We start from the raw sequence: 14,420 nt of genomic DNA on the forward strand, positions 1-14,420 counted from the left end.
CACCTGGAAAGGTTCCGATGCACAGACGGTATCGCTCTGCCGCCGTACTGGCGGCAGGAGTCCTCATCGCCACCTTGGCCCCCACCTCCTCCGGCGCGAGCGCCGCCCCGGCGCCCGCCTCCGTCGCCGCGAACTCCGCCGGCCGTCCCCAGGTCAGCTCCGTCACGCTCGTGACCGGTGACCGGGTGCGGCTGGAGACCTTCCCCGGCGGCCGGAAGGCCGTCTCCGTCGAGCCGGCCTCGGGCGCTTCGCAGGCCGACTTCACCCAACTGGAGATCGACAAGCAGCTGTACGTGCTGCCGCGCGCCGCGCTCCCGTACATCGCCTCCGGCAAACTGGACCGGCAGCTGTTCAACATCACCTCCCTGGTCAAGCAGGGGTACGACGACGCCCACACCTCCGCCATCCCGCTGATCGCCCGCTACACCGGCGGCACGAACCCCACGTCCAAAGGGGCGCCCACCGGTTCGCGCAAGGGCCTGGTCATCAAGAGCCTGCGCGGCTCGGCACTGAAGGCGGACAAGAAGCAGGCCGGGCGCTTCTGGAAGGCCATCGACGACGACGCGCTCGCCAGGAGCGGCGCCGAGGGCGGTGCGAAGAACGCTGCCAAGAACTCTGCTTTCAAGAACGCGGCCTTCGAGGGCGGCGTCGAGAAGCTGTGGCTGGACGCGAAGGTCCACGCCTCCCTCGATCGCAGCACCGCGCAGATCGGTGCGCCCGAGGCGTGGAAGGCCGGCTACGACGGAAACGGCGCGACCGTCGCCGTCCTGGACACCGGCGTCGACGCCACCCACCCCGACCTGGCCGGGAAACTCGGCGAAGTACGCAACTTCACCGACGAGCCCACCGCGAACGACGGCCACGGCCACGGCACCCACGTCGCCTCCACCGTCGCCGGCAGCGGCGCCGCCTCGGGCGGCTCGCGCAAGGGCGTGGCACCGGGGGCACGGCTGCTCATAGGCAAGGTGCTCGACGACGGCGGCTCCGGCTCGTACTCCGCCATCATGGGCGGCATGGACTGGGCCGCCCACTCGGGCGCCGACATCGTCAGCATGAGCCTGGGCGGCCAGCCCACCGACGGCACGGACGTGCTCAGCCTCGTCCTCAACGGCCTCAGCGAGGAGACCGGCACCCTCTTCGTCGTCGCGGCGGGCAACACGGGCTCCGACTACTCAGTGGGCTCCCCGGGCGCCGCGGCGAGCGCACTGACCGTGGGCGCCGTCGACCGCGACGACAAGCTGGCCCCCTTCTCCAGCCGCGGCCCGCGCGTCGGGGACAACGGCGTCAAGCCCGACCTCACCGCCCCCGGCGTCGACATCGTCGCCGCCCGCGCGGCCGGCACGTCCATGGGCCACCCGGTGGACGCGGCCTACACCGCCGCGTCGGGTACGTCCATGGCGACCCCGCACGTGGCGGGCGCGGCGGCGATCCTGGCCGGGCGCCACCCCGACTGGAGCGGCCAGCAGCTCAAGGACGCGTTGATGAGCACGACGCGTACCGCCCCCGACCAGACGGTCTACGAGCAGGGCACCGGCCGGGTGGACGTGGCCCGTTCGGTGCGCCAGCAGGTGCGCGCCACCGGCACCACCACCTTCGGCGCCCTGGCACCGGACGCGGGCCGGCGTCAGGTGAGCGTCACCTACACCAACGACGGCGACGCGCCCGTCTCGCTCACCCTGGACACCACCTTCGACAAGCTCTACGGCTCCCCGGCCCCGGCAGGCACCATAGGCGCCCCCGCGCAGGTCACCGTGGGCGCCCACGGCACCACCGACGTGACCGTGACCCTCGACGCGGCCGCGCTGCCGGAGGGCGTCTACAGCGGCCGCCTCACCGCCACCTCGGCCGACGGGCAGGCCGTCACGCACACCGTTCTCTCCGCGGTGAAGGACCCGGTCACGCACAAGGTCACCGTGCGCGGCATCGACCGCGCCGGGCAGCCGGCGACCGTCTTCCCGCTGATCCTGCTGGGTCCCACGGGCCGCTTCGATGTCGTCCAGGAGGTGCCGGCGGGGCAGAGCCTGACACTGGACATGCCCGAGGGCATGTACTACCTGCACGGCGTCATCACGCAGATGACGGAGGACAACGTCACCAACAGCCTGGTGGTCAACCCCCACCTGCGGGTGAGCGGCGCCACGGAGCTGGTGCTCGACGCACGCAAGGCGGTCCCCGTGGAGATCCGGACCCCCAAGCCGGCCGAGCAGCGGGGCCCGCTGGTCTTCTCCACCCACTGGAAAGACGGCGACCGGGAGTTCGCCAGCTTCTTCACCAGCGGACACAGCGGCGGACAGCTCCTCTACGTCACGCCCACCGAGGAGTTCACCGAGGGAACCTTCGAGTTCTCCTCCCGCTGGCAGCTGACCGCACCGATGCTCCGCGGACGCGCAGTCTCCGCCACCGCCGCGGCCGGTGTCCCCGTCCGTCTGCTCCACAACTCCCCCGCTGTGGAAGGCGTGCGGCGCCTGCGGGTGGTGGACGCCGGTCACGGACGCCCCGAGGACTACGCGGCACTGCGCGCACGGGGCGTGGACGTCCGCGGAGCGGCGGTGCTCGTGGAACTGGAAGGGGTGGAGTACGACGAGGCGGTGACCTCGGCCGCCCGAGCCGGAGCCGCGGCCGCCGTCACCACCGCCGGCGGCAACAGGTACGCGGCCGCGACCTGGCAGCCGGTGGGCCAGCGACTGCCCGCGATCGGGCTGTACGCCTCCCACGCCACCGCGCAGCGGCTGCGCGTGCCGGGCACCGTGCTGGAGTTGAAGGGGACCCCGGAGAGCCCCTACCTCTACGACGTCGTGCAGGTCGCCCGACAGCGCGTCCCCGAGCACGTGGTCCACAAGGTCGGGCCGAAGAACACGGCCACCGTGGTCTCGCGCTACCCGGACACGGGCGGGGCGCGCTACGTCGCGGAGGACCGGCTGTCCTGGCGTCCGTGGGAGGGCGAGGACGTGCAACTCTCCATTCGGTCCCGGTACGTCCGCACCGGGCAGGCGCGGACGGAGTACCTGAGCGGTCCCGCCGACGCCCGGTGGCTGCACTGGGTCAACCCCCGCAACACCTGGGCCATCCAGGCAGTGGGGACCGGCATGTTCGGCCCCCTGCGCACCTACCGGCCCGGTGAGCACGCCACGGAGAGCTGGTACGCCCCCGTGGTGCGCCCGGCGATCCCCCGAGGTGTCGAAGGGCTCGCCCACCGCAAGGGCGACCAGCTGACCATAGGGATCCCCGAGTTCGCCGACACCGCCTCCGGCCACTACGGCTACGCCCTGCCCCGCAAGGACGCCAACACCCCCTACCCCGACGAGACCCGGGCCGTACTGCGTCGCGACGGCGAGATCCTCGCCGAAGGCTCCCGGGCGTGGGGCGTCTTCCCCGCGGGCGGGGACGACGGCCGCTACCGGTTGGACCTGGACGTGAAGCGCACCAGCCCCGAGGGCACCCTCTCGCGGGCGACCAGCACCCGCTGGTCGTTCACGGCCCCTCGCCCGGCCGAGGGAAAGGAGTCCCTGCTTCCCCTGCTCCAGCTCGACTACGACGTGGCCACCGACCTCCAGGGCTCCGCCCCTGACTCCGGGTCCTTCGCCTTCGGAGTGAGCGCCCGTCACCAGGACGGTCTGACGGGCCGTTCCGTGAAGGGCATGGAGGTGTCCGTCTCGTACGACGACGGCGGGCACTGGCGGGCGGCGAAGGCTTCCGCCCGGGGCGACGGCGCCTACCGTGTCCGGGTCACCCACCCCTCGACTGCCCGCACCAGCGGGTACGTCACGCTGCGGGTCCGCGCCTGGGACGACGCGGGCAACGAGGTGACGCAGGAGATCGAGCGGGCGTACGCGCTGAGGTAGTACGCGAGATCCGGAAGCCGCGACCGGCCCCGGTCGCGGCTTCCGTGCGTCCTAGGACAGCCAGTCGCGCCGCGCCGCCTGCCACACCAGTTGCGTACGCGTCGTCGCGCCCGCCCGCTGCATCAGCGCGGTGATCCGGCGCTGCACCGTGCGGTGGCTGACACGCAGCTGGGTGGCGATCGCCTTGTCCGTCACACCCGCGACGACCAGGGAGAGCAGATAGCGCTCGTCGTCGGCGAGACTGCCGCCCGGTCCCATGCCGTCGGCGAAGTCGGCCAGCTCGCCCGCCTCCGTGACGTGCAGCGGGGTCCCCGCCGCCCACTGGATGTCGAACAGGGCTACGAGGGCGTCCAGGAGAGTGCTGCTGCGGATGATCGCGGCGGTCGGCTCGCCTCGGGCGCCGGTCGTGCTGCCCGGCATCAGCGGGCAGACGGCGACAGAGCCGTCGACGATGACCATGCGCACGGGGAGTGCGCTGGTGGCACGGGCCACTTCACCGGCGCGGATGCCCTGGGCGACGTTGTCGACCATGCCGGCCTGCTCCAGGCAGGCCCGTTCGTAGATCGCCTCGTAGCGGATGCCCCGGGCGAGCAGCTCGAACTCCTCGTCGTTGTCCTGGGCGCGCAGCGCCACGGGATCGGCCTTGCAGAACCACCGCAGGTCGCTGCGGGCCCCGTAGGCGAGTTGGCGCAGCTGCTGACGGATGGCGCCGGCCCCGGTGATCACCTCGACCAGTTGCCCGGCGTCATGGCGCCGGCCGCCCGCCCGGTACTCCTCGGCCAGCTGCTCCACTCCGCGCCGCGCCCACTCCAGCGCTTCCTGGCCGCGCGACAGCAGAGGCTGCAGCGCCACGTCCGGCGGGACGGGTACGTACCGCATGCCGCCGTCGCCCGGCAGCCGCCCGACCAGGCCTTTGTCGTGCAGGGAGGACAGAAGCGAAGCCGCCTCGCGTTCCCGGATGTGGAGCCGTTGGACGATCTCGTCCACGCCCGCACCTCGTACCTCCACCAGGTGGCGGTAGACCCGCTCCTCCGCTGCCCCGATCCCCGCTATCTCCAGCACGCACCCTCTCCCTCGCCGCAGCCCACCCCAGACGGACGCCCGCTGTGCCATCCATGATCGAACAGGATGCGGGCGGCCCTGTCGAGCGATCAGAGGACACCACGGTTTCCGCGAGCCCGGGGCGGGGCGTACGGCGGGCACATGGTGTCCCGGGACCCGAGCACCGCGGCGGCGAGGTCCGCTCCGCCCGGTTCAGCCGCCGAAGTTCCAGGCGACGAAGCCGTTCCCGGCGACGAGGAAGGCGAGGACCACGAGGTCGGCGATGCCGAGCGCGAGCCCGAGCAGGGCGCGGCCGCGGCGGGAGGTGGACCGGACGAGGGCGAGGGTCGCCATCACGATGGCGGCCGGGCCGAGCAGGATGTTCATCACCAGCAGGCCGACGAGGCCGAGCACGAACGAGGCCACGGCCAGTCCGTCGGCGTCCCGGGTGCTGCGCGACGGCCCCTTCGGGGCGGTGGCGACGTCGGCTCCTGGAGCGGTTCCGGCGGGAGTCGCCCCGTCCGCCCCGGACCGGCGGATCGGTGTGGTGAGTGTCATGGCATGGGCTCCTTCGTATCGATGGCCGGAAGGGGAATCGGACCGGCGGCCGGAGCAACGGCCGCGACGGCGGGGGCAGCCGGGACAGCCCGGGCGGCGGTCACTGCGAACGGCGCCGCGCACCCGCCCGCTCCCGCACGGCGAAGACCAGCAGCCAGCAGCCGATCGCGGCGGCGCATACGAGGCTCAGCGGCAGCGGGATCTGGGCCACCGCTCCGAGCACGACCCCGAGCAGGAGCAGGGCGACGACGAGAACGATCATGTTCAGCCTTTCCGCGGGCTCTCCACGAGCACTTGAGAGTACGACTGTTCACTGACTTGTCAGTCTAGACCCGCTCGCCACTTCCCCGCCCCGGAGAACAGTTGTTTACTGAATGGCATGAGTCACACCGTCGGCGTCCGCCAGACCCAGAAGCTGAGAACCCGTCAGGCACTGCTGGATGCCGCACTCGGACTCCTGGAGCACCAGAGCCTCAGCAGCCTCGGGCTGCGCGAGGTGACCCGGGCCGCGGGCGTCACGCCCACCGCCTTCTACCGGCACTTCGAGGACACCGCCGCACTCGGTGTGGCGCTCGTCGAGGAGGCGCTGGGCAGCCTGCACGGAATGATCGGCGCGGTCCTCGCCGAGACCGGCGACAGCGAGGAGCGCCTGGACCGCAGCGTCGAGCTGATCATGCGTCATGTCGGCGAACAGCCCGCTCACTTCCGCTTCATCGCCCGTGAACAGCACGGCGGCGTCGGCCCGGTCCGCGAGGCCATAGCGGCCCAACTGCGGCGGTTCGCCGAGGAGGTGGCGGCGGCGCTCGCCGAGGAGCCGGAGTCCCGGGGCTGGAGCGAGGAGGACCTGCTGATGCTCGGCGGCCTCTATGTCGACCACATGGTGATCACCGCGTCGGCGCTGCTGGACGCGGGACCGGACGGCGAGCGGGAGGTGGCCGGGGTGGCCCGCCGCCGGCTGAGACTGGTCACCCTCGGCAGGCTGCACTGGCTGGACGACGCCGACAGGGCCGATGCCCCTTAGGGCCTCCCGTACGGATCAGGGCGCGTCCGCCTGCCCGTACAGCGCCACGACCGCCGCCGCGTGGCGGGCGAGAACGTCCCGCGCCCCGGGCGGCGAGAGCACTTCCACGTTCGGGCCGAAGGAGAGCAGGGAGCGGGCCCACTCGACCGAGTCGACGGCCAGCTCGGCCCGCAGCCACTCCCCGCTCCCCTCCGGGTACGGCTCCCCCGTCAGTGCCCCGGTGTGCAGGCGTACGAACAGATCGAGCCGGGACCGGTGCACGCGCAGCGACAGCCGCACCCGCCCCGGCCGTTCCTCGACCTGCCTGCGCAGGGTGTCCCACAGGTCCGCCAGCTCCACCCCGGGCCGGCGCACGACCGCTTCGTCCGCGAGGGTGGCGCGCCGCACCCGGTCGGCCCGGAAGAGCCGGGGCACCCCGTCCCGGTCCGCCACCAGGTACCAGACGCCCGCCTTCACGACGAGGCCGTACGGATCGACGGTGTAGGTGCGCGGGGTGCCCGTGCCGCTGTGGCGGTAGTCCAGCCGCAACCGCCGGTCGGCGAAGACCGCGTCGTGGAGTTCCGCCACATCGACGGCCGGCCGCGGACCGCTCATCCAGCGCACCGGGTCGACCAGGATCCGCCTGCTGGTCAGTTCGGCGGCGGGCCGGTGCGGTTCAGGCAGGGCGGCCATCACCTTGCGCAGCGCGGAGCCGAGCGCCTCGTCGAGGCCGAGCGCGGTATGGGCGCCCTCGGCGGCGAGGACGAAGAGCGCACGGGCCTCGTCGGCGGTCAGCCCGGTGACATCGGTGCGGAACCCGGGCAGCAGCGCGATGCCGCCGTGCCGCCCGCGCTCGGCGTAGACCGGGACACCGGAGGCGGACAGCGCCTCGATGTCGCGGTAGATGGTGCGTACGGAGACTTCGAGGCGCTCGGCCAGCTCGGTGGCGGGCACCAGGCCGCGGGTCTGGAGCAGTAGGAGGATCGAGAGCAGCCGGTCGGATTTCACCTCACCAGCTTCTCCCGTCCGCAGCCTTCTCCTGTCCGCCGCCTTCGCCCGTGCCGGCGCGCCCGGCCGCCGCCGGCCGTCAGGAGCGCGGTGCGCGGGCCAGCTGGCGGGACTGGGCCACCAGCCGGTCCGCGCTGTCCCAGACCTCCGCGTCCTCCTCCAGGAAGCCGCCCGCGAGGTTGCGGGTGGTGATGGAGACGCGCAGCGGGCCGGGGGCCGGGCGGCAGCGGATGTGGGTGGTGAGCTCGATGGTGGGCGTCCAGCCCTTGAGACCCAGCTCGAACGAGGTGGGCGGCAGCGCGTCGACGGTGAGCAGCAGCGACAGCGGGTCGGCGTCGCGGCCGTCCGAGAGGCCGAACCAGCCGCGCATCTCGCCCTTGCCGGAGGGTGCGCCGACGGCCCAGCCGACCGTCGCCGGGTCGAGCTTGATGTCGATCCGTCCGGTGATGGCGGAGCTGCCGGGGATCGGGGCGGGACCGTCGCCCGGGCCGAGGCAGTAATCCATCGGCGGGATGGCCGGCGGCTTCGCCGACGTACGGACCTCGTCGGACAGGCCGTCCAGGTCGCCGTAGGTGGCGATGACCCGGATGCGTTCGACCTCCGTGCCGTCCTCCGCGAACTGGAAGAGGGAGGCCTGGCCGGTGGAGAGGGTGCGGCCGGTACGGACGGTCTGGGTCCGGATCACCGCGGGGCCGGGGACGGAAGCGGTGAGGTAGTGCGCCGAGACGGAGAAGGGGTCCGGGTGCGGCAGGGCCTGGCCGAGCGCGCGGCCCAGCATGGCCAGCAGATATCCGCCGTTGACGGCGTGGATGATCGTCCATCCGGCGGAGAGTTCGGCGTCGTAGACGCCGTCTTCGCGAAGGGTGACGGCGGTGTCGCGGTCGAACTCGCTGTCCCCGATGGTCGCCTGTACGGTCCGCGCCGCCTGCTCTGCTGCCTGTGCCATGCGATGCACCGTACACCGATTGTATTACTGAGCGGTAGCTTTTTGGCCGGAAACATGTCTCGCGAAATATGTCTCGCGGAACGTGTCTCGCGCCATGTGTCTCAGGTGGTCGCCGAGCTCTCCTCGGCCGATGCGGACTTCCGGTTGTAGGCGCGCGGTGCCCGCCAGTGGTAGCGCATCGCCAGCAGCCGCAGCACGAATGCGACGATCACGGCCGTACCGCTGGTGAACGCGTTGAGTGTGTCGAAGCGGATGCAGAGGACGATCATCGTGGCGCCGACGATGGCGGGCACCGCGTACAGGTCGCGGTCCCAGCGCAGCAGCGAGGGCACCTCGTTGGCCAGTACGTCACGCAGCACACCGCCGCCGACCGCGGTGGCGAGACCGAGGGCCGCCGACGCGGTGAGCCCCAGGCCGTAGTCGTACGCCTTGACCGTGCCCGTGACGCAGAACAGCCCGAGGCCCGCCGCGTCGAAGACATTGACGCCGACCTGGATCCGCTCGACGTGCGGGTGCATGAAGAACACCAGGACGGCGGCGAGCAGCGGGGTGGTGAAGTAGCCGAGATCCGTGAACGCCGCGGGCGGGACCGCCCCGATGACGATGTCACGGAACAGCCCTCCGCCCAGCGCGGTCACCTCGGCGAGCACCGCGATGCCGAAGACATCGAAGTTCTTGCGTACGGCGAGCAGAGCGCCGGAGATCGCGAAGACGAAGATTCCGACGATGTCGAGCGCATGCTGGACGGAGGGCGTGAACAGTTCGTTGAGCACCGGGCAATTGTGCCGGTACTACTCCTTCGTGCTGTCCTCCGGCGTATCGGGCGAGGCGGCGCCACCGTCCGCGGCGGTCTCGCCGGCCTCGGGATCGTCCGCCTCGGGCTTGCTCACGTCGACGATCTGGATCGCCTCGCGCGCCGCCGCGGTCACCGTCTCGCCGGGTACCTGGTCGGGCGCGTTCTCCGGGTGGTGGCAGGCCACCTGGTGCCCGGTCTTCAGTGCGGCCAGCGGCGGTTCCTGCGTCTTGCAGACCTCGGTCGCCTTCCAGCACCGGGTGTGGAAGCGGCAGCCGCTGGGCGGCGAGATCGGCGAGGGCACGTCGCCCTTGAGCAGGATCCGCTCGCTCTTGACCGACCGGCGCTTGGGGTCCGGGATCGGGACCGCCGAGAGCAGCGCCTTCGTGTACGGGTGCATCGGCGCCCTGTAGAGCGACTCGCGGTCGGCCAGCTCCACGATCTTGCCGAGGTACATCACCGCGATCCGGTCCGAGACGTGCCGGACCACCGACAGGTCATGGGCGATGATCACGTACGTGAGGCCCAGCTCGCTCTGGAGGTCGTCGAGCAGGTTCACCACCTGCGCCTGGATCGACACGTCCAGCGCCGACACCGGCTCGTCCGCCACGACCATCTTGGGGTTGAGCGCCAGTGCGCGGGCGATCCCGATGCGCTGGCGCTGACCACCGGAGAACTCGTGCGGATAGCGGTTGTAGTGCTCGGGGTTCAGGCCCACGACCTCCAGCAGCCGCTGCACCTCCTTGCGTACGCCGCCGTCGGGCGTGACGCCCTGCAGCTTGAAGGGGGCGCCCACGATCGTGCCGATCGTGTGCCGCGGGTTCAGCGAGGAGTACGGGTCCTGGAAGATCATCTGCATGTCCCGGCGCATCGGGCGCATGGCGCCCACGCCGAGGTGCGTGATGTCCCTCCCCTCGAACTCGATCTTCCCCGCGGTGGGTTCGAGCAGCCGGGTGATCAGCCGGCCCATCGTCGACTTGCCGCAGCCGGACTCGCCGACGACGCCCAGGGTCTCGCCCGAGCGCACCTCGAAGTCGATCCCGTCGACGGCCTTCACGGCACCGGCGTTGCGCTGCAGCATCCCCTTCTTGATGGGGAAGTGCTTCTGCAGCCCGGTCACCTTGAGCAGCACCTCACGGGAGGCGGCGTCACCGGCCGACCTCTGCGCCGGAACGTCGACGCCCTTGTCCTCGCTCGTCACGGCCTTGTCCTCGCTCACAGCTTGGGCGCAATCTCTTCGGTCCAGATACGCTCCCGCTGCTCCGGCGACATGTGGCAGGCCGCCCAGTGCCGGCCGCCGACCTCCTGGAGCTCGGGCCGTACGGTGCGGGTGACGTCGTCCTTGGGCACGTCCGCGTACGGGCAGCGCGGGTTGAAGGCGCAGCCCGACGGGATGTTGATGAGCGACGGCGGGGAACCCTTGACCGGGATGAGCCGGTCGGTCTGGTCGCGGTCCAGGCGCGGCATCGAGCCCAGCAGGCCCCAGGTGTAGGGGTGCCGGGGCTCGTAGAACACCTTCTCGGCCGGTCCGCGCTCCACGCAGCGCCCGCCGTACATCACCAGGATGTCGTCGGCGAGCTCGGCCACGACGCCCAGGTCGTGGGTGATGATGATGACCGCGGAGCCGAACTCCTTCTGCAGGTCCCGGATCAGGTCGAGGATCTGCGCCTGGACGGTGACGTCCAGCGCGGTCGTCGGCTCGTCGGCGATCAGCAGCTCGGGGTTGTTGACCAGCGACATGGCGATCATCGCGCGCTGGCGCATGCCGCCGGAGAACTCGTGCGGGTAGCTGTCGACCCGCTTGTCGGGCTGCGGGATGCCGACCCGGTCGAGCATCTCGACCGCCCGCTTGCGGGCGGTCTTCTTGTCGACGCTGTGATGGACCCGGTACGCCTCCACGATCTGCTTGCCGATCGTGTAGTACGGGTGCAGCGCGGACAGCGGGTCCTGGAAGATCATGGCCATGTCGCGGCCGCGCAGCTTGCGCACCTCGTCGGGGTCGGCGGACAGCAGCTCCTTGCCGTCCAGCCAGATCTCGCCGGAGACCTGCGCCTTGCGCTTGCCGTACTGGCCCGTGGTGTGCAGGCCCATGATGCCCAGCGAGGTGACGGACTTGCCGGAGCCGGACTCGCCGACGATACCGAGGGTCTTGCCCTTCTCCAGCTGGAAGTTGAGCCCGTCGACGGACTTGACCAGGCCGTCGTCGGTCGGGAAGTGCACCTTGAGGTCGCGCACTTCGAGGAAGGCGGTGGGAGCGGGCGAGCCGGCCGGGGAGGGTTCGCCCAGCGCGGCACCGCTCTTGTGCAGTTCGGTCATCCCAGCCTCACTCGCGGGTCGATGACGGCGTACATGATGTCGACGACGAGGTTGGCGACGGCGATCGCGAGAGCCGCGAACAGGGTGACGCCGAGAATCACCGGCAGGTCCTTGTTGCTGATCGCCTGGACCGCGGCGAGCCCGAGCCCGGGCAGGTTGAACGTGGACTCGGTGAGGACGGCGCCACCGAGGAGCACGCCGATGTCGAGGCCGAAGACGGTGAGGATCGGAGTCATCGCGGACCGCAGGGCGTGCCGGGTGATGACGGTCCCCTCGCCCAGGCCCTTGGCGCGGGCGGTGCGGATGTAGTCCTCGCCGAGCACTTCGAGCATGGTGGCTCTGGTGAGGCGGGCGTACATCGCGGCGTTCAGGAAGGCGAGCACGATCCACGGCAGGATCAGGCTCTGGAACCAGGTGCCGATGCCGTCGTCCGTGGAGAGGTTGTCGGCGATGTGGACCCAGCCGAAGTTGTGCACGAACAGGCCCATGGCGACCATGCCGGTGAAGAAGATCGGCAGCGAGACGCCGGCGAGCGCCGTGGTCATCGCGGCGCGGTCCCAGATCGTGCCGCGCCGCAGCGCGGACACCACGCCGGTGGCGACACCGCCGAGGAGCCACAGCACGCAGGCACCGGCGGCGAGCGCGCCGGTCACGGGCAGCGCGTCCTTGAGGGTGGTCCAGACGGGGACCTCCGTGCGGAAGGAGTAGCCGAAGCAGGGCGCGGCGCAGTGGGTGACATCGGCACCGTTCGCGTAGTCGCGTCCCATCGGGATGCCCTTGACGAAGTCCCAGAACTGGACGAGGAGGGGGTCGTCGAGACCCAGTTTGATCCGGATGCCCTGGAGCTGCTCGACACCCGTGGCCTTGCCGGCGAAGAGGACTGCGACGTCCTGACCCGCCCACTTGGGCAGCATGAAGAAGATGGTGAACGTCGCGAGCAGTACGACGAGCACCATGATGACTACGGCGAACAGGCGCCGGATGAGATAAGCAAGCACTGTGTGCGGCCCGGCGGTGGCCGGGAACCCCTTGTGGGGGCTCCCGGCCACCGCCCCGGCCCTCACCTGCCCTTCGGACTGGCGGGTTTCGGCGGCGGTGGAACAGTCAACCGGGTTGACTGCGAAAGCTGTTGACTACAGCGGCTACTTGACGACGCCGAGCGAGACGTAGTCGTAACGGCCGTTGTACGCGTCGGACATGTAGGCGTTCGTCAGACGGTCGCCGCGCCAGGTGATGTTCTTCTCGTAGATGAAGGGCATCCAGTCGGCCTGGTCGAGGATCCGCTTGTCGACCTGCTTGTAGATCTCGCCGGCCTTGACCGGGTCGGTCTCCGCGATCGCGTTGTCGAAGAGCTTGTCGATCTGCGGGTCCTTGATCTGGGACTCGTTGTAGTTACCGGTGTCCGAGAGGAACCGGCTGTCCCACAGCGGCTGGCCGAAGCCCTGGCCGGACGGGAAGTCCGGGCCCCAGCCGCTCATCGTCATGCCGTAGCCGCGCTTCTTCACGACGGACGGCGAGCCGGTGATGCTGGACGCCTCGGCGCCGTCGAGCGGGTCGACCTCGATCTTGATGCCGACCTTGCCGAGCTGCTCCTGGAGCGCCTCGGCGGCGTCGACCTCGCCCGGGTTGTTGTTGCGGGCGGTGAGCTTGGTGGAGAAGCCGGTCGGGTTACCGCACTGCTTCAGCTCGTCCTTGGCCTTGGCCAGGTCCGGCTTGCCCTTGCGGGCGAGGACGCCGTACGGGTCGTAGTCGCTGTGACCCTTGATGGAGACCGGCAGGGTGCTGTTGGCGATCGCACCACCGGCGATCTCACCACCGCGGGTCTGCTGGAGACCGGCGAAGTCGGTGGCGTAGAAGACGGCCTTGCGGCAGTGGACGTCGTCCAGCGGCTTCGCCGTGTGGACGAGCGCGACGTAGCGGACGAAGGACGTCTGCATGTTGTCGACGCTGGCCTTGTGGTCCTGGACGGCGGTGACGCGGCCGGACTGGGTCATGCCGGTGCCGTTGAGGTCGACGTCGTAGTCGCCCTCCATCAGCTTCTTGTCGTTCTCCTCCAGGTTGGCGGAGATCGTCACGGTGACCTTGTCCGGGAGCGCGGCGCGCAGCGGGTCGGAGGCCTTCTGCCACTTGTCGTTGCGGACGAGCACGATGCTCTTGCCCGGCTTGTACGACTCGAACTTGTACGGGCCGGAGGAGAACGGGCGCTGGGTGTACTTGGCGCCGGTGTCCTTGTCCGCCTTCACGGGCGTACCGGACGGCATGGCGAGGAACTGCTCGAAGTCACCGTTGGGCTTGGGCAGCTTGAAGACGATGGTGTTGTCGTCGGGCGTCTCGATCGCCTTGAGACCGAGCTTGTCCGCGGACTTGTCCTTGTAGGGGCCCTTGTACTCGCCCTTGGGGTCCAGCGTCTGCTTCAGGTACTGCGGGCCACCGGTGATGGTGTCCGTCGCCCAGATGCGCTCGATGCCGTACTTGACGTCCTTGGAGGTCAGCTTGGAGCCGTCCTCCCAGGTGATGCCGTCACGCAGCTTGTACGTGTAGGTCTTGCCGCCGTCGGTGATCTCACCGGGGCCGGTGGCCAGGTCGCCGACCAGCTTGGTGGAGGCCACACCCGGCTTGGTGTCGTAGGTGACCAGCTGGCGGGTGTAGAAGCGCATGAAGTCCCAGGCCATGCCGTAGTAGGCACGCTGGGGGTCGGCGGAGTCGAGGTCCTGCTTGCCGACCATCTTCAGCGTTCCACCCTTTTTGGTGGACGGGTTGGCGACCTTGTTGAACGCCGCGTTGAAGCCGGCGCCCTTCGACTTGCCGCCGCCATCGCTGTCGTCGCCGCCGCCGCACGCCGTGGTGGTCATCAGCGCCGCGACCACGAGGGCCGCACCAGCGGTGAGCCGTCGTTTCGAGGTAACTGTGGACATT

At 70.5% G+C, this 14,420-nt stretch carries 12 protein-coding genes; 2 read left to right on the forward strand and 10 right to left on the reverse strand.

Annotated features, from left to right (window positions below; all coding sequences use genetic code 11):
* Positions 1-17 precede the first annotated feature (17 nt).
* Positions 18-3,842 carry a S8 family serine peptidase gene (locus EES42_RS01340; RefSeq protein ID WP_124716249.1) on the forward strand — a complete coding sequence of 1,275 codons (3,825 nt, stop codon included), beginning with the start codon at positions 18-20 and terminating at the stop codon, positions 3,840-3,842.
* Positions 3,843-3,893: 51 nt separating this feature from the next.
* Here the strand turns inward: EES42_RS01340 and EES42_RS01345 are convergent, their stop codons facing one another.
* The 3 genes from EES42_RS01345 to EES42_RS44535 form a co-directional block, all read right to left on the reverse strand.
* A complete protein-coding gene (locus tag EES42_RS01345) occupies positions 3,894-4,904 on the reverse strand; it encodes a helix-turn-helix transcriptional regulator (RefSeq protein ID WP_124716250.1) in 1,011 nt (336 codons plus the stop codon).
* 192 nt (positions 4,905-5,096) lie between these two features.
* Positions 5,097-5,441, reverse strand: a complete 345-nt coding sequence (locus tag EES42_RS45925) for a DUF4190 domain-containing protein (protein ID WP_241196193.1) — start codon at positions 5,439-5,441, stop codon at positions 5,097-5,099.
* 100 nt (positions 5,442-5,541) lie between these two features.
* Entirely contained in the window at positions 5,542-5,703 is a 162-nt protein-coding gene (locus EES42_RS44535; RefSeq protein ID WP_164495143.1) for a hypothetical protein, read from the reverse strand.
* A gap of 117 nt (positions 5,704-5,820) precedes the next feature.
* Here EES42_RS44535 and EES42_RS01355 point away from each other — a divergent pair, with 117 nt between their 5' ends.
* Positions 5,821-6,462 carry a TetR family transcriptional regulator gene (locus EES42_RS01355; RefSeq protein ID WP_124716251.1) on the forward strand — a complete coding sequence of 214 codons (642 nt, stop codon included), beginning with the start codon at positions 5,821-5,823 and terminating at the stop codon, positions 6,460-6,462.
* A gap of 15 nt (positions 6,463-6,477) precedes the next feature.
* On the opposite strand, the gene EES42_RS01360 is transcribed toward EES42_RS01355, so the two are convergent.
* The 7 genes from EES42_RS01360 to EES42_RS01390 all read right to left on the reverse strand — a co-directional run bounded on the left by EES42_RS01360 (position 6,478) and on the right by EES42_RS01390 (position 14,419).
* Positions 6,478-7,449 (reverse strand): helix-turn-helix transcriptional regulator, encoded by a 972-nt coding sequence (locus EES42_RS01360; RefSeq protein ID WP_124716252.1) that lies wholly within the window; start codon positions 7,447-7,449, stop codon positions 6,478-6,480.
* 79 nt (positions 7,450-7,528) lie between these two features.
* On the reverse strand, positions 7,529-8,395 hold the full coding sequence (locus EES42_RS01365; RefSeq protein WP_124716253.1) for a thioesterase family protein: 867 nt from the start codon (positions 8,393-8,395) through the stop codon (positions 7,529-7,531).
* A 101-nt stretch (positions 8,396-8,496) separates the two neighbouring features.
* Positions 8,497-9,168, reverse strand: a complete 672-nt coding sequence (locus EES42_RS01370) for a trimeric intracellular cation channel family protein (protein ID WP_124716254.1) — start codon at positions 9,166-9,168, stop codon at positions 8,497-8,499.
* Positions 9,169-9,186: 18 nt separating this feature from the next.
* Entirely contained in the window at positions 9,187-10,389 is a 1,203-nt protein-coding gene (locus EES42_RS01375) for an ABC transporter ATP-binding protein (protein ID WP_164495144.1), read from the reverse strand.
* Between the two features lie 14 nt (positions 10,390-10,403).
* Complete coding sequence (locus EES42_RS01380) at positions 10,404-11,504, reverse strand: ABC transporter ATP-binding protein (protein WP_124716256.1); 1,101 nt, start codon at positions 11,502-11,504, stop codon at positions 10,404-10,406.
* Entirely contained in the window at positions 11,501-12,502 is a 1,002-nt protein-coding gene (locus tag EES42_RS01385; protein WP_124717342.1) for an ABC transporter permease, read from the reverse strand. Before EES42_RS01385 ends, EES42_RS01380 begins: the two co-directional genes overlap by 4 nt.
* Before the next feature lie 144 nt (positions 12,503-12,646).
* Positions 12,647-14,419: an ABC transporter substrate-binding protein gene (locus EES42_RS01390; protein WP_124716257.1), complete on the reverse strand. Its 1,773-nt coding sequence runs from the start codon at positions 14,417-14,419 to the stop codon at positions 12,647-12,649.
* Between the last annotated feature and the right edge of the window lies 1 nt (position 14,420).

This window comes from Streptomyces sp. ADI95-17 (assembly GCF_003846175.1).
Classification (GTDB): domain Bacteria; phylum Actinomycetota; class Actinomycetes; order Streptomycetales; family Streptomycetaceae; genus Streptomyces; species Streptomyces sanglieri.

Excerpts from the sequence above, each read along its gene's own strand:
- EES42_RS01340 (WP_124716249.1), top strand. The coding sequence starts at position 18 with ATGCACAGACGGTATCGCTCTGCCGCCGTACTGGCGGCAGGAGTCCTC.
- EES42_RS45925 (WP_241196193.1), bottom strand. The coding sequence starts at position 5,441 with ATGACACTCACCACACCGATCCGCCGGTCCGGGGCGGACGGGGCGACT.
- EES42_RS44535 (WP_164495143.1), bottom strand. The coding sequence starts at position 5,703 with ATGATCGTTCTCGTCGTCGCCCTGCTCCTGCTCGGGGTCGTGCTCGGA.
- EES42_RS01355 (WP_124716251.1), top strand. The coding sequence starts at position 5,821 with ATGAGTCACACCGTCGGCGTCCGCCAGACCCAGAAGCTGAGAACCCGT.
- EES42_RS01365 (WP_124716253.1), bottom strand. The coding sequence starts at position 8,395 with ATGGCACAGGCAGCAGAGCAGGCGGCGCGGACCGTACAGGCGACCATC.
- EES42_RS01380 (WP_124716256.1), bottom strand. The coding sequence starts at position 11,504 with ATGACCGAACTGCACAAGAGCGGTGCCGCGCTGGGCGAACCCTCCCCG.
- EES42_RS01390 (WP_124716257.1), bottom strand. The coding sequence starts at position 14,419 with ATGTCCACAGTTACCTCGAAACGACGGCTCACCGCTGGTGCGGCCCTC.